The 18,327-nt window shown below is 62.1% G+C and carries 15 protein-coding genes; 11 read left to right on the top strand and 4 right to left on the bottom strand.

Annotated elements, in window-relative coordinates:
• Nucleotides 1-12: 12 nt before the first annotated feature.
• Entirely contained in the window at nt 13-4,014 is a 4,002-nt protein-coding gene (locus tag HMPREF2682_RS04170) for a DEAD/DEAH box helicase (RefSeq protein WP_070831701.1), read from the top strand.
• A complete protein-coding gene (locus tag HMPREF2682_RS04165; protein ID WP_141762262.1) occupies nt 4,007-4,279 on the top strand; it encodes a hypothetical protein in 273 nt (90 codons plus the stop codon). Before HMPREF2682_RS04170 ends, HMPREF2682_RS04165 begins: the two co-directional genes overlap by 8 nt.
• A gap of 91 nt (nt 4,280-4,370) precedes the next feature.
• Here HMPREF2682_RS04165 and HMPREF2682_RS04160 read toward each other — a convergent pair whose 3' ends face one another.
• Nucleotides 4,371-4,556 (bottom strand): FmdB family zinc ribbon protein, encoded by a 186-nt coding sequence (locus HMPREF2682_RS04160; RefSeq protein WP_005505091.1) that lies wholly within the window; start codon nt 4,554-4,556, stop codon nt 4,371-4,373.
• Nucleotides 4,557-4,796: 240 nt separating this feature from the next.
• A complete protein-coding gene (locus HMPREF2682_RS04155; protein WP_246827248.1) occupies nt 4,797-5,456 on the bottom strand; it encodes a 5-formyltetrahydrofolate cyclo-ligase in 660 nt (219 codons plus the stop codon).
• 358 nt (nt 5,457-5,814) lie between these two features.
• Here HMPREF2682_RS04155 and galU point away from each other — a divergent pair, with 358 nt between their 5' ends.
• The 7 genes from galU (at nt 5,815) to HMPREF2682_RS04120 (ending at nt 13,816) form a co-directional block, all read left to right on the top strand.
• Nucleotides 5,815-6,723 carry a UTP--glucose-1-phosphate uridylyltransferase GalU gene (gene galU / locus HMPREF2682_RS04150; protein ID WP_005508447.1) on the top strand — a complete coding sequence of 303 codons (909 nt, stop codon included), beginning with the start codon at nt 5,815-5,817 and terminating at the stop codon, nt 6,721-6,723.
• A 321-nt stretch (nt 6,724-7,044) separates the two neighbouring features.
• Nucleotides 7,045-8,646 carry a hypothetical protein gene (locus HMPREF2682_RS04145; protein ID WP_070831691.1) on the top strand — a complete coding sequence of 534 codons (1,602 nt, stop codon included), beginning with the start codon at nt 7,045-7,047 and terminating at the stop codon, nt 8,644-8,646.
• Nucleotides 8,647-9,075: 429 nt separating this feature from the next.
• Nucleotides 9,076-9,576 carry a DedA family protein gene (locus tag HMPREF2682_RS04140; protein WP_049353724.1) on the top strand — a complete coding sequence of 167 codons (501 nt, stop codon included), beginning with the start codon at nt 9,076-9,078 and terminating at the stop codon, nt 9,574-9,576.
• Between the two features lie 111 nt (nt 9,577-9,687).
• Nucleotides 9,688-10,866, top strand: coding sequence for a LysR substrate-binding domain-containing protein (locus HMPREF2682_RS04135; RefSeq protein WP_070831688.1), 1,179 nt, complete (start codon nt 9,688-9,690; stop codon nt 10,864-10,866).
• A gap of 26 nt (nt 10,867-10,892) precedes the next feature.
• Complete coding sequence (locus HMPREF2682_RS04130) at nt 10,893-11,402, top strand: NUDIX domain-containing protein (protein WP_012903109.1); 510 nt, start codon at nt 10,893-10,895, stop codon at nt 11,400-11,402.
• Complete coding sequence (locus HMPREF2682_RS04125; RefSeq protein WP_070831686.1) at nt 11,402-12,586, top strand: glycine betaine ABC transporter substrate-binding protein; 1,185 nt, start codon at nt 11,402-11,404, stop codon at nt 12,584-12,586. The genes HMPREF2682_RS04130 and HMPREF2682_RS04125 overlap by 1 nt, the downstream gene beginning before the upstream one ends.
• A 6-nt stretch (nt 12,587-12,592) precedes the next feature.
• Nucleotides 12,593-13,816: a pyridoxal phosphate-dependent aminotransferase gene (locus HMPREF2682_RS04120; RefSeq protein WP_005505099.1), complete on the top strand. Its 1,224-nt coding sequence runs from the start codon at nt 12,593-12,595 to the stop codon at nt 13,814-13,816.
• Nucleotides 13,817-13,966: 150 nt separating this feature from the next.
• On the opposite strand, the gene HMPREF2682_RS04115 is transcribed toward HMPREF2682_RS04120, so the two are convergent.
• Both HMPREF2682_RS04115 and xseA read right to left on the bottom strand, forming a co-directional pair.
• Nucleotides 13,967-14,239, bottom strand: a complete 273-nt coding sequence (locus HMPREF2682_RS04115; RefSeq protein WP_070831683.1) for an exodeoxyribonuclease VII small subunit — start codon at nt 14,237-14,239, stop codon at nt 13,967-13,969.
• 53 nt (nt 14,240-14,292) lie between these two features.
• Nucleotides 14,293-15,588 (bottom strand): exodeoxyribonuclease VII large subunit, encoded by a 1,296-nt coding sequence (gene xseA / locus HMPREF2682_RS04110; protein ID WP_070831680.1) that lies wholly within the window; start codon nt 15,586-15,588, stop codon nt 14,293-14,295.
• A gap of 155 nt (nt 15,589-15,743) precedes the next feature.
• On the opposite strand from xseA, the gene HMPREF2682_RS04105 reads away from it, so the two are divergent.
• Together HMPREF2682_RS04105 and HMPREF2682_RS04100 are read left to right on the top strand one after the other, a co-directional pair.
• The gene (locus HMPREF2682_RS04105; RefSeq protein ID WP_070831666.1) at nt 15,744-16,952 is read left to right on the top strand and encodes a dehydrogenase; all 1,209 of its coding nucleotides are present in this window, start codon (nt 15,744-15,746) and stop codon (nt 16,950-16,952) included.
• Nucleotides 16,953-16,979: 27 nt separating this feature from the next.
• Nucleotides 16,980-18,065 carry a 4-hydroxy-3-methylbut-2-enyl diphosphate reductase gene (locus HMPREF2682_RS04100; protein ID WP_070675815.1) on the top strand — a complete coding sequence of 362 codons (1,086 nt, stop codon included), beginning with the start codon at nt 16,980-16,982 and terminating at the stop codon, nt 18,063-18,065.
• Nucleotides 18,066-18,327 lie beyond the last annotated feature (262 nt).

Raw genomic sequence — 18,327 nt, 5'->3', positions numbered from 1 at the left:
ACCATCTTCGGTGTGTACGCGCAAACGTACACCGCATTGACCCACAAGGACACTCACGACGTGAACCAGATTCCCGAGCCTACCGACGCGCAATACGCACCCGGCACCCCGGCTGATACTGCTCAGCCCGCCGCAGCAGCCGCGACCTCAGCAGAGGAAACCCACGAAGTAGCCGACGAAATCAACATCGCCGAGCTGCCCGCACACCTGAACCCCGCCCACGAGGACTTTGACCCCTCGGCGGGGCTTGAACGCTGGGCGGAACAGATGGACGTCTACACCGGCCCCGACGCGATGCTCGACTTCAACCAGGTCGACTACGTGCACATCGACCTGTCGGAGGCGAACCCCTCCGGTCTGGCGCAGCTGCTCGCCGGACGTAAGACCCGCCTCTCCACGATTCTGCGCGACAAGTCGCAGCTGGAGGCGGGCATGCGCTCCGCACGCACCCTGCGCACCAAGATCTACGAACTCGCCACCGACCACGGCCTGGACTCCGGCTACTTCGTGGCGGGTACCGCCTCCTGGCTGTCGCACGACACCCGCGAGGATGCTGCCGCCTACGAGAAGCGCTTCATCGCGCCAATCCTCATGGCGCCGCTGAGCATCACCCCGCACCCGAAGGACGACGACTTCGAGCTGCGCCTCGCCGGTTCCGCGCGCCTGAACCCTGCGATGGTTCGCCAGATCAAGCAGGAGTACGGCATCGACCTGGGCACCATGGACGTGGCGCAGCTGGCGAACTCCATGTCCCGTCTGGATCCCGAGCCGGTCATTGAGCGTATGCGCGCCTCCGCCGGCCGTATTCCGGGCATGACCATCGAGTCGAAGTACTTCATCTCCACCTTCGCTGACCTGAAGGAAAGCCTGGGCGAGCTGCCGCACACCGCCATCACCCCGCTGGTTCGTGACCTGGCGGCGCTGAAGGTACCCGGCGTGAAGCCGCGTGAGCTCAACGCACACAATCTGCAGCAGCCTCTGGATCAGCGCGACCCGGCAGAGGAAATGCTCCTGCTGGACGCTGACGCTAACGCCCAGGAGATTATCGACACCGCGGTCAGCGGCTTCTCCTTCACTATCACTGCGGCACCCGGCACCGAGCCGCTGCGCACCGCCGTGAATATTGCTTCCGCACTGATGGGGCGCGGTAAGTCCGTGCTCGTCGTGGGCGAGAAGCGCTCCACTCTCGCCGAATTCTCTGCGCTACTCAAGCGCACCGGCATCGAGAGCCTGCGCTACGACCTGCTTGCCGAGCACGATTCTGAGGCTCAGCGAGCCGAATTCATTCGCGCGATTGTGCGCAACGAGAGCGCGGAAGAGCCGAACTCCGAGGACCTGAACGAAGAGCTCGTCGCGACTCGCGCCGCCCTGCTCGACCACACCCGCGCCCTGTTGAACAAGGACGCGAACTGGCAGATTTCCGTCTACTCGGCGCTGCAGCGTCTGGCTGAGCTGACCGCCTCCGAGGACGGCCCGGCAACCCGCGTGCGCTTTGACCGTCCCATGCTTGATGCACTCATGGAGCGTGAGCAGGTGCGCGCCGAGCTGGTGCGCCTGGGCGAGATTGACGGTTTTGCGTCGGCCTCGCGTACCTCCCCGTGGTACCGTGCCCGCCTGGTCAATGACGAGGAAGCCGCTGAGGCGTACGCCCTGGTCATTACCCTCAAGTCCTCCCTGCTGAACCTGCGTGAGGCGATGAACCAGACCAGCGCCATGCTGGGTCTGCGCCGCGGCCGCACCATCTCTGAGTGGGAGTCGCAGCTGGCGATTCTGATGCGCATCCGTGAGACGCTCAAGCGTTTCCGCGCAGACGTCTACGACCGTCCAGTGACCGACCTGATTGCGGCGACTGCATCCGGTTCGTGGCGTCGTGAGAACGGCATCGAGATGAGCAGTATGCAGCGTTCCCGCCTGCGCCGCGCGGCAAAGGAGTACATCCTGCCCGGCGTGAATATTGGTGACCTGCACGAGCAGCTGAAGATTGTTCAGGCCGAGCGTGCCGAGTGGATTCGCCACATTGAGGCGCCCCGCACCCCGCAGATTCCTGAGAACCTGGATCAGCTGGCTGCCGCCCTGAACTCCCTGGTGTCTGAACTGGCGGGCCTAGGTATTGTCCTGGCTGACACCGTTGAGGGCACCGACTTTGTACGCACCGACCTGGATGCCCTGGACGCGCGCCTGGACGCCCTCATGGCGGACCGCGTGCTGCTCATGACCCTACCGGAGCGTGACGCCCTGACCCAGAAGCTGCGTGAGCGCGGCCTGTCGGAGCTGCTCGATGACCTGTACGCGCGTCAGGTTCCGACCGAGGTTGTTTCCGCTGAACTGGAGCTTGCCTGGTGGCAGTCTGCCTTGGAGTTCTTGCTGCAGCATCACGAGGGTAAACTGTTGGACGGCGACCGCCTGCGCGATATGGAGTCCCGTTTCCGCCGTGCCGACTACGCCCACATGACTAGCGCCCCGGCGCGTCTGCTGGCGAAGGTTGCTCGCGTGTGGACTGAGCGTATTGAGTCTAAGCATGATCAGGCAGCGTACCTGAAGAGCCAGCTGCGCGGCTACGAGTTCGTGCTCGAGGAGCTGCTGACTCACGCCCCGGTGATGGCACGTACCCTGCTGCCGCTGTGGACTGCGAGCCCCTTCGCCCTGGCGCGTAAGGTTCCCGCCTCCATGCGTTTTGATACGGTGCTGCTGCTGGACTCCGAGTCGACCCCGCTGGCGGCGAACCTGCCCGCGATTACTCGCGCCGACCAGGTGATTGCCCTGGGTGACCCGCATTCGGGTTACCCCTCGCCGTTCATCGTGTCCGCCCCGACCTTTGGGGCGCCGGAACCGGCAGGTGAGCAGCTGGACAGCACCTTCGACGTGCTCGCTACCGTACTGCCCAACCGCACCCTGGCGATGCTGCACCGTAGCATGGACCCGGTGATTCTGGACTACCTGAACCGTGAGTTCTACGGTTCGCAGCTGCATGCGGCTCCGGTGAGCCGCGCCTCCGCCCAGCCCGCCGGTTCGCTGACCGTTGAGTACATTGATACTCGCGGTAAAGTGAGCGATAACGCGAACCTGGATTCGCCCGGTGTTGAGGTGGAGCGCGTGACGAACCTGGTACTGGAGCACGCCTACCGTACCCCAGACCGTTCGCTGGCGGTTGTGACGGCTAGCCCGAAGCACGCTCAGCGTGTGGCTGAGTCGGTGCGTCATGCCTTGAGCCTGTACCCGCAGCTGGCGCCGTTCTTTGCCGCCGGTGAGGAGTCGTTCCGCGTGGTCGATTTGACCCGCGCTGAGACCCTCGAGCGCGATACCGTGATTTTCTCCCTGGGCGTGGGTCGTGCCCGCCTGGGCCAGGCGTCCTACGATTTGGGTCAGCTGTCTGCCGAACACGGTCGTCAGGGCTTTGTGGTGGCGTTGACTCGTGCCCGCCGTGCCCTGCGCATTGTCTCGTGCATTGACCCGTCGGAGCTGGATCCGCAGAAGCTGCATCATGGCGCGGTGGATTTCTACCACCTGCTGCGTGAGCATGCGGAACGTCAGGCGCGTGAAGAGGTGGAGGCGAAGGCACAGCGCGTACCCGAGACCCTGCCGCGTAACGCGTTCTTGGCTGCCGACGACGCGGACACCCCGGATCTGGGCGACTGGCTGCTGAACGATTTGGTGGCGCGCCTGCAGGCTCACGGTGTGCGTGTGACCCGCGGTGAGGGCGACATCGCTCTGATCGCGCACGCCCCGGAGAAGCTGGCTGCTGAGCCGGTGCCCGCGCTGGGTGTGGCTCCCGTGGTCTCTTCGAACCCGAGCGTTCCGGCGGCTATGCCGCTGGTGGCGTGCTCCGATGGCGAGCCGAACTATGCGCGCGCTTCGGTGCGTGAGCGTACCCGCCTGCTGCCGGAGCGTCTGAGCCGCACGGGCTGGAACTACATCACCCTGGGCACCCTGGAGGTGTTCGCCGATCCGGATGCTGTGGTGGCGCGCGTGCTGCACTACCTGGATATGGATGAGGGCGCTGAGGTTCGTGGCTAGTTATTCGTCAACGCCGAAGCCTCGCCGCGGGCACCGCCGTGTGAGCGGCGGCGGCTCGGTGAGCGGGGCTGAGCCTCTGCTGGTGGGTGTGACTACGCCTCCGGTGGTGGCTTCGGGTACCTCGTCTGCCGTGGGTGCTTCCGTGCAGAAGGCTGGTACCAAGAAAGCGGCTACTTCCGCGCAGCCTCTAACCCCGGAGGAGCGTGAGCGTCTGGAATGGATGCGTCAGCAGCGTCCTCCGCACTGGGGTAACAATATCGTGTAGTGTCTTCCCGCGGGGGAGTGCTTCTTAAACGCCGAGGGGCGGGGCAACCTGTGTTGCCCCGCCCCTCGTTTTGGCTGGTGTGGAACCCCGTTTAGGAGTTGCCCTTGTCGGTGCTGTAGAAGCCGGAACCCTTGAAGGTCACGCCGACGGTGTTGTAGCGCTTGCGCAGGGTTTCTTCGCCGCACTGCGGGCAGACGCGCAGTGCATCGTCGCTAAAGGACTGGCGCTGCTCAAAGACGTGGTTGCAATTCTTGCACTGGTAAACGTAGACCGGCATTTTGTCCTTCTGTATCCGTTTTCGCTGGGATGGTTTATTAACGTGGTTTGAGTGTACCGCTTTTGAAACGTTGGGAGCTATTTGCGTTTTCTTCTCAAAAAGCTATTTCTGGTTTCTTTTTGCCTTTTTCCTGGGTGATTTTGTGGGTGTGTCCCGCATATCTTTGTGCTTTTGCATAAAGATTCGGGGTGTCAATCAGGGGTGAAGCGGGTACGAGAGAATTGGGTACTTTTAGACCTGCTAACGGGTGCGGTAGATACCCTGCTCGGTGAGGATGACCGGCAGAATAGCATCCCACTGGTCGTAGGGGACAGCCTCGTAGATTTCGTCGCTGAAGACGATACCGATGCTCTGCTCCTCCAGCTGCTGGTCGCTGAGCAGGGGGATAATGCGGTCATAGTAGCCGCCTCCCTGACCGAGGCGGTGCCCGCCGGCGTCAAAGGCGAGTGCGGGGATGAGGCGCAGGTCGGCATCAACGAAAGCTTGCGAGTCCTGCTCTTCACCTTCGGGTTCCGGGATACCCATGGGGCTGAGCGGGTGCTCAACGGTGGGGTCCCAGTGCACCCAGGCGAGTTTGCGACCGGGGCGTACGACGGGTACGAGGATGCGGTGTCCGTCCTTGTGCAGGCGGGTTAGCGCCTCGATGATGGGCGGTTCGGACTTGGTGGGCAGGTACGCCGCGATGATACCGGGGGAGTGGACCCGCTGTGCGACTGCTTCGAGGATGTGTGCGGTGAAGAGCTCCTCCATCTGCTGCTGGCCGTGTTCGCCGCGGTGGCTGCGTGCGGTGAGGCGGCGCGGGCGGATTTGGGAGCGGAGAATGTCTTTGTCTAGGGAGATATCGTCTGCGCTGGCACCGGCGTCAGAGTTGCTGGTGGCGGGGGTGGTGTTGAGGTGCATGGTGTGTCCCATCGTCGTTGCGGGTCTTGTGTGAAGGGTTGGGGGGAGTGGAGCGTCCCGTAGGAAGTAAGGTGCGTTCACTCTATGCTGAGAGGTATCCGTGGCTGAGAGGTATCCGTGCGCAGGGTAAAACTGCCCTGGTGGGTGGTGAAAATTGACCTATATCTGCGGGGACGTGGATTCCACTTTTTAGTATAGGGTTTGAGAAAAATAGTGCTGAGTTCTGTGGGGTGCATTTTCTTTGCACACCGAAGAATGGGCCGCTGTGGATATGTAGTTAGTCACGTTGAAGATTTTTTCATGTCATAGTGTCTATAAATCGCCTTAAGTACTTTACAACTTAGGGTATTCTTGTGGCATGGCTACTGAAATTAAGTCTGTTACTAAGGCAGTTATTCCTGCTGCTGGTCTGGGCACCCGATTCCTGCCCGCAACGAAGGCAACCCCCAAGGAAATGCTCCCCGTCGTTGATCGCCCCGCGATTCAGTACGTGGTGGAGGAAGCAATCCGTGCCGGTCTGAACGACGTTCTGATGATTACCGGCCGTAACAAGCGCGCTCTCGAGGATCACTTCGACCGCGTTCCCGTTCTGGAGCAGCAGCTCGCTGAGCAGGGTAAGGACGCCCTACTCGCATCCGTGGTAGCTACCAATGAGATGGGTGGCGACCTGCACTACGTGCGTCAGGGCGACCCCAAGGGTCTGGGCCACGCTGTTCTGCGCGCAAAGCGCCACGTTGGTGACGAAGCATTCGCTGTTCTGCTCGGCGATGACCTGATTGACGAGAAGGAAGACCTGCTCGCTCGTATGGTGGAGGTCCAGGAGCGCACCGGCGGTTCCGTCGTTGCTCTGATGGAGGTTCCCCGCGAGGCTATTTCTGCTTACGGCGCAGCTGCTATTGAGGCTGTTGAGGGCGAAGACGGTTTCGTTAAAATCACCGGCCTGGTTGAGAAGCCTGCTGCTGATGAGGCTCCCTCGAACTACGCTGTGATTGGCCGTTACGTTCTGAGCCCGAAGGTCTTCGAAGTTCTGGAGAACACCGCTCCGGGCCGCGGCGGCGAGATTCAGCTGACCGACGCTCTGCAGACTCTGGCTCAGGGTGAGGGTGAAGGCGAAGGTGTCTACGGTGTGGTCTTCTCCGGCCGCCGTTTCGACACCGGTGACAAGCTGTCCTACCTGAAGGCAAACGTTATTCTTGCTGCTGAGCGCCCCGAGTTCGGTGACGACCTGCGCGCATGGCTGAAGGACTTTGTTGCAGAGAACTGCTAATTACTCTGCACCCGCTCTCTAAAGAGGGCAACCGATAAATACCAACCACGCTGAGGAAGGCGTTCTTTCCGGTGGGGCGTTTTAGCCCCAAGGGAGGGCGCCTTCCTTTGCGTCGTATGTGTCTATTATGTGCTTGGGGTGCTACTGGGCGAGGGCCCAGGGTGTGCCTTGTGCAGGGACGCGACGACGTTGTAGTGTGCATATTCCTTCAGGGGTATATGTGCATATCCAGCCCGATTCTTGCCGCTTATGGAAAGCATTGGGAATATAAGGGTATGATTAAAGTCTAGGGATAAAGGGACGATAGAGGGCGACCTGAATATGACGCTTTTGAACACCTCCGGCGTGTTGGTAATTCTGACCGTGATTTTGCTGCTGTGGTTTGTGCCCAGGAGCCTGCGTCGCGCGCCCGCTGGCCCTGTCATGGAGCCTGAACGTCCCCTGATTAGTGCTGAGCGTACCGCGGAGGATATTCTCGCCTCCGCCGGTGTGTTGCTGAACGAGTCGGAGGCATACCAGTCCTCCGATCACGCGGTGGCACCGGGTACTTCTCTGCCGTCTTCTGCTCTTCCGCAGGCTTCTTCCCGTTCCTCCCACACGGTGGAGGAATCCGCCCAGCCTGCGCCCGATACGGCTTCTATTTCGCAGATTCGCGAATCTTCCCCGACTGCCCCTTACACGGATGAGATTCCGGTGGTGGAGGAGTCGAAGCCCTCGCCTCTGTCCTACTTTGATACTTCGAGCCCGAGCGGTATTGCCCTGCTGGTTGCTGCCGGTCTGGGTGTTCTTGCCCTGGTTACCGGTCTTCTGGCGCTCTTTGGTGTGCTGGCGTGGGGCTGGGCTGTTCTCTTGCTGATTCTTGCCGGCGGTGCATGGGCTGTGAGCCGTTTTGGTCTGCTGGAGTCTGTTGCTAACCAGGTCAAGGCGAGCCGCGATGCACGCCAAGCTAAGGCAGAAGATGATGAGGATGACGAAGCTGAGGACGAAGCCTACGAAGAGTCCGATGAACATGAAGAAGCCGGCGATGATGCTTCTGAGCCTGTAGAGGACTCGGCGGCTGAGGGTGTGGAGCCTGAAGTTGCTGAAGAGCCTGCACATCATGCTCGCCCCGCCACCCGTGAGGCTACTACCCGCAAGCCTGTACACGGTGTGAACCGCGAGGCGGCACGCCCGAGCCGCGCGCACATCGCGGTGGAGTCCTCCGATGAGGCTCCCGAGGCGGCTCCTCGTGCGGAAGCGCCTGCTGCGGCACCTGCTCATTCTTCTCGTGCCGTACCTGCCCGTTCTGCCCGCGCGGCGGAGGCGCCCGTCGCACACCGTCAGGAGCGTCGCCAGCAGCGTCCGAGTCGATTCCAACCGATTCGCCGCGGTAGCGTGCTCTTTGATCAGGAGAGCGGTTCTGCTACTTCCTCCGCCTCGCCTCGCACCGCGGGGCAGCCCCAGTCGGCACAGCAGCAGCCCGCTCAGGCACCTGCGGTTCCCGCTCAGCCTGCACAGCCCGTTCAGCCTACTCAGGTTCAGCAGGCCCCCGCTCAGGCACCTGTGCAGCCGGTAGCAGCTCCCGCGCAGCAGTCGGCTATTCAGCCGGCCCAGCCGGTGGCTCGCCAGGCGCTACGTGATGGTTCGCCCGTCCGCCAGGCACCTGCTGCACCTGCTGCTCAGGCTCCCGCTCAGCCGATTCCCGAAGAGATTCCTCTGCCGGACGTCCTGGATGATTCCGAGTTCGATGCACTGGATATCGCCTCGTTGAACAATCCGGCGCTCTCGACCGGCGCTACTGTGACCGGTGGTGTCCGTTCCACGAACCGTCACCCCGGTGCTGGCTCCTCCTTTGAGGCAGTGAGCAACACCTGGAACCCGGTTCAGCTGCCCAAGCCGCTGAGCGCTCTGCACCGCCAGGACAAGAACCAGAGTAAGAAGTAGACCCTGCTCTAGATGTGAATAAAACCCCGACAGTTCGTACTGTCGGGGTTTTGTTTTGCTGGGAATGTGCCTCGGGAAAGGAACGATTAAAAAGAAAAGGAACCCCGTCCATGGGGTTCCCTTTCCAGCATCACACACAGGAAGAAAGTCTTCTAGACCGACTAGGAAGGCCTTCCCACAAGGCCTGCCCTATTCGGTAATAAAAATATATCCTAATTCCCGTGCGGGTGACAAGCTGAAAATAGCGACAGCCTGTCAATAAACTAAGGTTGCCCTAAGTGAAATCCGCGCCATTGCAGGCGACAAGGGGCAATGGCCCCCGACTGAAAAAAGTTTAAAAATTTTTTCTGCCACCTCTATATGTCGAATAAGAAGCCTGAAAGAACCTTCAATCAGACCAATATCGCCCACTCATGAGAGAATAGCCGGGTGAAAGATTGGTTTGACGCACTCCCGATTGAGGTTGCCCTAGCTTTCATGTGGGTGGTCGGTATCGTCCGCACCAGCATCGTGTACGCGCTCGGCGCGCTCGCTGCTGAAGGCGGTGCCCGCCTCGACCGCATCCGCAAGGCCATGGACAGCCCGCTCTACCGTAAAGCGCGCCGCCTGATTAACCGGTGGGGCGTTATTGCCGTGCCCCTCTGCTTTCTCACCGTGGGTCTGCAAACCGCGGTCATCATCACGACCGGCTTCACGAAGATGCCGCTGCGCCGTTGGGTTCCCGCGATGCTGGTCGGCACCTTCATGTGGGCGTGCATCTACACCACGATTGGCTTCGCAATTCTTGCCGCTCTCGGCCTGGAACCGTGGATGTTCCCGCTCGCTCTCGCCATTGTTATTACGGTGCTGGTGGTTGTGGCTCAGCTGCGCGAACGCCGCATCAACCGCGGAACCGTTGAGAATACTGCGGAGAACATCACCGAGAACTAGTCCTTCCTCCAGCAGGGGGGTAGGGGCACTATCTCACCGGGTTGAGGGCGCTCATCTGACCCCGCTCACTTGACCCCGATGCACCCGCCCAAGATGTGCTAGCGTGGAGGGATGACTTCTACCGCATCCTCCACCGCAGGTACCCCCGAAGAGCAGCCCCTCAACGAGCACACTCTCACCGCAATCTATCCCGAGTCGAGCGCGCCCGAAAACACTACCGACGAGGTAGAGAACGAAGCGCCCGCCGAGGCGCCCACCCGCGTGTACCTGCACCCCGAGCAGCTGGCAATGATCCAGACTCCGGAGGCTCTGCCCATTCCCGTGCTTCAGCGTTCCATGCTGCGCATTAGCTACGTGCCCGCGATTATGCCCGGCAAGTGGTTCAACCGTTGGCATGAGCGTTACGGCGACCGCGTGCAGTTGGCGGAGGTGCCCGTGGGTGAGGCACGCGGCCTGGATTCCCTGCACCAGGATTTGTGCCTGATTGATCCTGCCCTTGAAGCGGCGGCAGAGGGAGAAAATACTGCTGAGGCGCCCACCGAGGCTGTCGAGCACGCCCCTGTACCCGTCGTTGAGGTTCCCGAGAACCCCTTTGCGCACATGAGCATTGTGCGCCCGGACCGTGAACCGGCAAGCACCGACGGCGAGAAGTACCACAGCATCCGCCTCTACGAGGAGTTGCCCGTGGTCATTCTGCCCGTGGATCACGTGCTCACCGTGCTCGATGAGGTGCCCGTGGAGGAGCTTGCCGAGGAGTTCCTGCTGCAGCCAGCCTCCGATATTCCCGCCTACGAGGAAGTATCCCGCGCATGGCGTGAGAGCGCTGGCCGCATCGTGCCCGAGGGCCTGACCGATAAGGAAACCATCGAGCTGGTTGCCGCCGGTGTGGGCCTGTACATTGTGCCCATGTCCATTGCACGTTTCTACCATCGCAAGGACCTCACCTACCGCCCCGTTGCGGGTCTAGACACCTACCCGGTGCGCCTGGTGTGGCCGCGCGCCCCCAAGGGCGAGCCGCGCAGTGAAGAGCTCGAGGCGCTCCTGCAGGACTTCATCGGTATTGTGCGCGGACGCACCGCAACCAGCGACCGCGGTAGCGAAACCCGACAGGCACGCGCCGAACGCGTCGCAGCCGAAAAAGCAAAGGCAAAAGCGAAGGCTCGAGCCGCCAACGCACGCCGTGAAGCACGCGATAAGAAGCGTGCCAACGCCAAGAAAAACGGCAACGCACGCCAGCACGCTCGACAGTCCGCCAAAGCCGCCAGCGCACGCCGCGGTAAGAAACGCTAAAGAACGATAGACGGTAAAATCGAACCATGGCATTAGCAATGGAAACCCGACCCGCAGCCTACGCAGTCATCATCGAGCAGGGCAAGCTGCTCATGACTCGTTGGGTGCCCGAAGACCGCGCGCTCAGCCCCCTCTGGTCCCTGCCCGGTGGCGGCATGGAACCCGGCGAGCAGGCTGACGAAACCGCGCTGAGGGAAACCCTCGAAGAGACCGGCTACAGCGTCGCCATTGAAGACATTCTGGGCGTGCACGCCGGACACTTCCCCGTGCGCTCGACCCAGAAGGACCCGCAGGCGCTGCCTTTCTGCGCCCTGCGGGTGGTTTTCCGTGCCCACATTGTCACCGGCGAACTGCGCCACGAGGTCAACGGCTCCTCCGACACGGCACGCTGGGTGCCCATCGCAGAGCTGGATACCATCCGCTACGGCACTCTCATCGATGAGGTCGCCTCCATGATGGGTTACTCCAACGCCGCCAGCTGGGCACGCGAATACCGCGAATTTCTTGCCGACGAAAACGCACGGAAGCTTCCCTAATGAACCGACTGATCCTCACCCGCCGTGCGGCGCTCACCTCCCTGGCGCTCATGCCGCTACTTGCCGCTTGCGGGAATAATGACGCAACCCCGCAGGTGGACCCTTCCGCGTCCAGCTACGGCACTCTGCGCATCGGCTACGGTGCTCTGCGTGAAATGCGCGCCGTAGCGCACGTGTACGCGCGCGCCCTGCGACAGATTGGCTACTCCGTTGAACTTGTTGACACCGACAACAGCCGCGCTACCGCCCTGCGCGGGCTCATGGTTCCTTCGGCTAACTCCGCCACCCCTACCGCTACTCTGCCCGACGATGAGGAAACCGGTAGCACCACTGTCGCCGCCCCTGAAGCGTTGGACCTGGTCATCGACTACAGCGGCGACCTACTGCTCTACCTGACCGACGACGGCAAAATCAGCCCCGCCGCCGCCCATAACGAACGCATCGCCGCCTCCGTGAGCGCCTCCGCTCAAGCGGCAGGCGTGACCCTGCCCCCGGCAGCTACCCCCACCGCGGAGGAGAGCACCGCCTCCGCGCATGCTACGGACGGCACCGCGAGCCCCACCGCAAGCTCCACCCGCTCCGCAGACCCCATCAACCTGCGCGCCATGAGCACCACCGACATGACCAACGCCATCTCGCGCATCCTGCCCGAAGAGCTCATGCTTCTCAACGGTGCTAGCGCCACCAACAAGGATGTGCTGGTCACTACCCGCGCCGTGAGCGCCCGCCACAAGCTCAACTCCCTCGCGAACCTGCGCGATGTGCAGTCTTCCCTGGTGTTCTCCATCCCGACCGGGTACTCCAGCGGCACCTACGGCGTGGATTCTTTGCGTAGCCTCTACCGTTACCGTGTGCACGACCCGAAGATTCAGGACGACCCCGCCGAGCGCGTCAACGCCCTCACCGCAGACACCGTGCAGGTGACCCTGCTGCACAGCAGCGACTCCGCGATTGAAGAGAATCGCCTGGTCACCCTGGAAGACCCCTCGACGGCGCTTTTGCAGCAGCAACTGGTGCCCATTATCCGCCGTACCCTGCCAGATAGCGCCCGGACGGCAATTAACCGCGTATCATCTACATTAGACACGGGTAACCTCTCGTTCCTGTTGCGTCTGACTAGCGGTTCCAACCCCATCGCAGATGATGACGCAGCACAATTCATTTTGGATCACCCTAGAAAGTAAATCATCATGACGAAGTACCGTCAGTCCTCAAAGTTGAGCAACGTCCTGTACGACATCCGCGGCCCTATTCTGGATGAAGCCAATCGCATGGAAGCGATGGGCCACCGCATCCTCAAGCTGAACATTGGTAACCCCGCGCCCTTCGGCTTTGAGGCGCCGGATGCCATCATGATGGATATCATTCGTCACCTGCCCGAAACTCAGGGCTACTCTGATTCCCGCGGTCTCTACTCGGCACGTACCGCCATTGTGCACCACTACCAGAACCGCGGCATCATGAACCTCGACACCGAGTCTATCTACTTGGGTAACGGTGTGTCTGAGCTGATCCCGATGACCTTGCAGGCACTGTGCGAGACCGGCGACGAAATCCTCGTCCCCATGCCCGACTACCCGCTGTGGACCGCAGCCACCGCGCTGGTAGGCGGCAAGCCCGTGCACTACCTCTGCGATGAGGAAAACAACTGGTACCCGGACATCGAAGACATTAAGTCGAAGATTACCGAGCGCACCAAGGGCATCGTGGTTATTAACCCGAACAACCCCACCGGTTCCGTCTACCCGCGTTCCGTGCTTAAGCAGATTGTGGATGTGGCACGCGAACACGGTCTGGTCGTGTTCTCTGATGAGATTTACGAAAAGATTACCTACGATGGTGCAGAGGCCATCAACATGGCAACCCTCACCGGCGACGACGTGCTCTGCCTGACCTTCTCCGGCCTGTCCAAGGCGTACCGCGTCTGTGGTTACCGTGCAGGCTGGGTCGCAATCACCGGCCCGAAGAAGGACGCCGCAAGCTACCTTGAGGGCATTCACCTGCTTGCCTCCATGCGCCTGTGCTCCAACGTTCCGGCGCAGCACGCAATCCAGACCGCGCTCGGCGGCTACCAGTCCATTAACGAGCTGATTGTTCCCGGCGGCCGCCTGTACGAGCAGCGCACCCTGGCGCACAAGATGCTTAACGAGATTGACGGCATCAGCTGCACCAGCGCGGACGGCGCGCTCTACCTGTTCCCGAAGATTGATGTTGAGCGCTTCGACATTACCGACGATGAACAGTTCGCCCTGGACCTGCTCAAGAGCCAGAAGATTCTCTTCAGCCACGGCCGCGCGTTCAACTGGAAGGACCCGGACCACTTCCGCCTGGTGTTCCTGCCCGATACGCAGACCCTCACCAGTGCCCTGGAGCGTCTGGGTAACTTCATGGCTGACTACAAGCAGAAGCACTAGCCCTGCTGTCTCTGCCTTGTGACAGATAGAAATAGCCTGCCCCGCAGTTCTGATGAGCTGCGGGGCAGGCTATTTTTAGCGGCTTCGCGAATGCTCGATGCGCCAGATGACGGAGCAACGCGCCGGGGGGGGGAGAGAGAGAGAGGCATACTAGTTTGCCGCAGGCTCCTGACCACCCTGCTGTGCACCTGCCTGTGCGCCGCGTGCCGCGTTCAGGCGCTCCTGCGCGCCCTGCAGCCACGCCTCGCAGCGGGCGGCAAGCGCCTCGCCACGCTCCCACAGGGCGATAGAGGTCTCCAGGTCGCTGGCGCCGGACTCCAGCTGGCGCACGACCTGCTCCAGCTCGGCACGCGCCTGCTCGTAGCCGAGAGTTTCGACGGGTGCGCCCAACTCGGCGCTGTTGAAGCTAATGTTCTCGCTCATTGAGGAACCTTTCAGAGGTAAAAACTAGGGATAAAACGTAGGGGTATCGAGGTTTAGGAGATGTTTGAGGGACCCGTAGAAGTCACGGCCGCCTGCGCCGAACCGGTTGCCGCACGCACCGTAATCTGCTCGCCCTCACTCAGCGCCGAAGCGTCACGCACAATAGCGCCCGCGGCATCCTGAACGATGGAGTAGCCGCGGTTGAGCGTCTGCGCAGGCGAGAGCGAACGCACCCGCGCCAACGTATGCGACAGAGTCGCCGACTCACGCTCCAGACGGTGCTGCACCGAACGGTGAGCGCGCTCGCGTAGCTGGCTCAGCTCCTCCACACGCATGAGCAGGGAGGACTCCGGGTGGGTGAGCACCGGGCGGCTCCGCAGCTGCGCAATGTAGTTCATCTGCATGCCCACGTAGCCGAGTACCGCGCGGTCCAGACGGGCGCGAGCCTCGGTGATGCGGGCGGTTTCCTCCGAAATATCGGGCACGATGCGCTTACCCGCATCGGTGGGGGTGGAGGCGCGCAGATCGGCGACCGCATCGAGGATGGGGGAGTCCGCCTCGTGACCGATTGCCGAGACCACCGGGGTGGTGGCTGCCGCGACGGCGCGGATGAGCGCTTCCTCAGAGAAAGGCAGCAGGTCTTCGAAGGAGCCGCCGCCTCGGGCGATGACGATGACGTCCACCTCCGGGTGGGCGTCCAGCTCGGCGAGAGCCGCAATGACCTCAGCCGCCGCGCCCTCACCCTGAACGCGGGTATTGCGCACCTCGAAGACCACGCCGGGCCAGCGCAGGGAGGCGTTGCGGATAACGTCCTTCTCCGCGTCAGAATCGCGACCGGTAATCAGACCCACACGATTCGGCAGCATGGGCAGCGGCTTCTTCCGCGCGTCAGAGAACAGCCCCTCGGCGGCGAGAGCCTCACGCAGACGCTGCAACTGCTCGTGCAGGTTGCCGGTACCGACCGCATACACTTCCTTGCCGATGAGGGAGAGCTTGCCGTTCTTCCACAGGCTCGGCTTGGCGCGAGTGACAATGCGAGCGCCCACGGTCACATCAGCCGCCAGGCCGCTACCGGCACGCCCGAAAAGCGCGAGGGTGAAGGAGAAGTCTTCGTTGAGGTCCTTGAGCTCCATGAAGACGTTGCCGCCGCGGCCGTTGAGGGAGGCGACCTGCGCCTCCACCCACAGTTCGGGAACCTTGTCTACGTAGTTTTTGAGGTTCTGCGCGAGCAAGGCGAGGGGCCAGGGGTTGGTTGCGGTGGTTTCCTGAGACTTCCCGGGAAGCTGCCGCTCGTGCACGGGCGGCACCACTAGCGGCTGCTGCGCTGCGGAGGGGTTGTAGAAGTTCATACCCTCTATTGTCCCTGATTGGTCGGTTATGCGCCCGCTCACAGGTCAGCCGGGCGAATCGGGGAGCTTGCACGGAGTGCAGACGGAACTTAGCTTCTGGCGCATTCGGCGGGTCTGAATCGGCTTTGAACAGTGTGAGCGGGTACCCTAGGCACATGCGCTCACCCGATCAGTCAGCACATCAGAACAACGCCCTCAATACCGCCGCCGCTTCGTCAGCGGCGGGTACTGGCGCGCAAAACTACCCGGCGGACGCGACCCGAGTCGTCGACACCCGGATTACCCATACGGACGGCTACTATACGGCGGATGAAGACACCACTCTGCTACAGCCCACGCGTACGCTCGGCCACGCTGCAGCCCCCACCAAGGCTGAACTGCAGGCCGCCCCGGAGCCTCCCTTCGCGGCGGGTTTGCGGAGGTTCCTAACCGTTGTGCTGTGCGCCCTTGCCCTGGTGACCGGACTGGGTGCAACCGCGGGTGCCTGGGTGAACTCTAAGCTCATGTCAGAGCGTGGTTTCTCGCAGATTTCCTCCAACCTGGCGGAGGATTCGCAGCTCGCCTCGCGCATCGCGGACGGTGCGGTCGAAGACCTCATGAAGTCCGAGGCTATGACAACCTTCCTCGACGGCACCAAAGAAAGCGGCTTATACTCCATTCTTGTAAAGCCGACACAAGACGGCATACGTTCCATGCTCAACCGTTCCGCGGCTGAGCTGTCAAAAACTGAAGAATATCGAAGCCTCTGGAAGGAAATAGCCGAGGAAACTCGCCGCTACAACCTTGAACACCAGGACGGCCCCGCCGTCATTGTGCTCACCCCCTTCTACCGTGCGCTGGATGCGAAGGTCGGCTCTATCGGCTCCTTCGACCCGGACCTGACGAAGCTCGGCCCTGAAACCCTCAACATTGACCGGGTAAAGGACGGCAACAACCAGCAGGAGCAACAGGAGTGGTTCCTGCACGCCGGCATTAACCGTGCCGCCGCGCTGGGCAAATCCACCGTGCCGCTGACCATCATCTCGGTGCTGAGCCTGCTGCTGGCTACGTTGCTGGCGCCCAGGCACCGCATCCTGGTGCCGGTGGTCACGGCCCTGCTCTACGCCCTGCTGGGCTGGGGCGCCGCAGCCTGGTTTGGCGACCAAACCCCTGAAACCCTGGGAATTACCAGCCACAGCACCGCCGGAACGGCACTGATTACCGGGGCATGGAACCAGCTTGCACCGTCACTGACCGGGCACTTGCAGGCGGCGGCAAGCTACGGGCTGGTCCTGGCAATCCTCGCCCTGCTGCTCGGTATTCTGATTCGCCTCATCGCCCTGGGACGTAGCCCTGCGAGCGGTGCCACAGTCATCACACACTAAAAGTCCGAACAACGTAGGATAGTAACCATGTCCACTGAAACTATTGCCCTGGGCCTGCCGCCCGTACCCCGCGAGCGCCGCAGCCGCGCCGACGTTGAAGCCGCCGCACCCGTCACCGGTGAGAAGAAAGTCCTGCTCGCCACCCCGCGCGGTTACTGCGCTGGCGTTGACCGTGCCGTGATTGCTGTCGAGAAGGCGCTGGAGCACTACGGTGCGCCCGTCTACGTGCGTAAGCAGATTGTTCACAACCGCCACGTGGTGGAGACCCTGGAAAAGCAGGGCGCTATCTTCGTTGATGAAGTGGACGAAGTTCCCGAAGGTTCTGTGACCGTGTTCTCGGCGCACGGCGTGTCCCCGGCGGTGGTTTCCGCAGCCGGCGACCGCTCCCTGAACACCATTGACGCGACCTGCCCGCTGGTGAACAAGGTGCACCGCGAGGCTGTGCGCTTCGCCAAGCAGGACTACGACATCCTGCTCATCGGCCACACCGGCCACGAAGAGGTCGAGGGTACCGCCGGTGAGGCGCCCGAGCACATCCAGATCGTGAACTCGCCCGACGAGGTGGACCAGGTGACCGTTCGCAACCCGGAGAAGGTCGTCTGGATTTCTCAGACCACCCTGTCCGTGGATGAGACCCTGGAAACCGTGGCGCGTCTGCGTGAGCGTTTCCCGTCCCTGCAGGATCCGCCCTCGGACGACATCTGCTACGCAACCTCCAACCGCCAGGGCGCTATCAAGGAGATCGCTCCGCGCGCAGACCTGGTGATTGTGGTCGGTTCGGCGAACTCCTCGAACTCCGTGCGCCTGAAGGAAGTAGCACTCGAATACGGCGCTAAGCGTGCCGAGCGTGTGGACTTCGCACACCAGGTGGACGAGTCCTGGTTCGAGGGTGTGGCAACCGTGGGCCTGACCTCCGGCGCGTCCGTGCCCGAGGTTCTGGTTCAGGAGGTGCTGGCTCTGCTCGCCGAGTACGGCTACAGCACCATCGAAGAGGTGGAGACCGCGAAGGAAGACATTCTCTTCTCCCTACCGAAGGAACTGCGTTCCGCCCTGAAGAATGACGAGAACGTAGGCCGCCAGCTTGGTGGCCGCGGCGCTAAGCCCACTCGCTAAGACTTTTAGCTTATGACCCCGTGTCCTCTTCCCCATGTGGGGAGAAGACGCGGGGTTTTTGCGTCTGATGTGCGGGATGCACGGGTAAGGACGCTTGCGCAGCTTCGCGTTCACGCTACGCGGGGGAGTGCCCCCTCTTCAGCGCCTGGGGGCGCTTCGAGGACGGAGCCCCCGCTTCGCGTGACCGCCTCCGCTGCGGAGATTACCTCGTCGCCACGCTCTATTACCGCTGAAAAACCCTCGTTAGAACAGCCACTGCACG

It is taken from the genome of Rothia sp. HMSC061D12 (assembly GCF_001836735.1).
GTDB lineage: Bacteria > Actinomycetota > Actinomycetes > Actinomycetales > Micrococcaceae > Rothia.
This window is presented reverse-complemented; position numbering and strand designations above follow the sequence as displayed.

Bases quoted from the DNA above. Each gene is read 5' to 3' on its own strand.
- HMPREF2682_RS04160 (WP_005505091.1), bottom strand. From the start codon at position 4,556: ATGCCGGTCTACGTTTACCAGTGCAAGAATTGCAACCACGTCTTTGAG.
- HMPREF2682_RS04155 (WP_246827248.1), bottom strand. From the start codon at position 5,456: ATGCACCTCAACACCACCCCCGCCACCAGCAACTCTGACGCCGGTGCC.
- galU (WP_005508447.1), top strand. From the start codon at position 5,815: ATGGCTACTGAAATTAAGTCTGTTACTAAGGCAGTTATTCCTGCTGCT.
- HMPREF2682_RS04145 (WP_070831691.1), top strand. From the start codon at position 7,045: ATGACGCTTTTGAACACCTCCGGCGTGTTGGTAATTCTGACCGTGATT.
- HMPREF2682_RS04135 (WP_070831688.1), top strand. From the start codon at position 9,688: ATGACTTCTACCGCATCCTCCACCGCAGGTACCCCCGAAGAGCAGCCC.
- HMPREF2682_RS04130 (WP_012903109.1), top strand. From the start codon at position 10,893: ATGGCATTAGCAATGGAAACCCGACCCGCAGCCTACGCAGTCATCATC.
- HMPREF2682_RS04125 (WP_070831686.1), top strand. From the start codon at position 11,402: ATGAACCGACTGATCCTCACCCGCCGTGCGGCGCTCACCTCCCTGGCG.
- HMPREF2682_RS04120 (WP_005505099.1), top strand. From the start codon at position 12,593: ATGACGAAGTACCGTCAGTCCTCAAAGTTGAGCAACGTCCTGTACGAC.
- HMPREF2682_RS04115 (WP_070831683.1), bottom strand. From the start codon at position 14,239: ATGAGCGAGAACATTAGCTTCAACAGCGCCGAGTTGGGCGCACCCGTC.
- xseA (WP_070831680.1), bottom strand. From the start codon at position 15,588: ATGAACTTCTACAACCCCTCCGCAGCGCAGCAGCCGCTAGTGGTGCCG.
- HMPREF2682_RS04105 (WP_070831666.1), top strand. From the start codon at position 15,744: ATGCGCTCACCCGATCAGTCAGCACATCAGAACAACGCCCTCAATACC.
- HMPREF2682_RS04100 (WP_070675815.1), top strand. From the start codon at position 16,980: ATGTCCACTGAAACTATTGCCCTGGGCCTGCCGCCCGTACCCCGCGAG.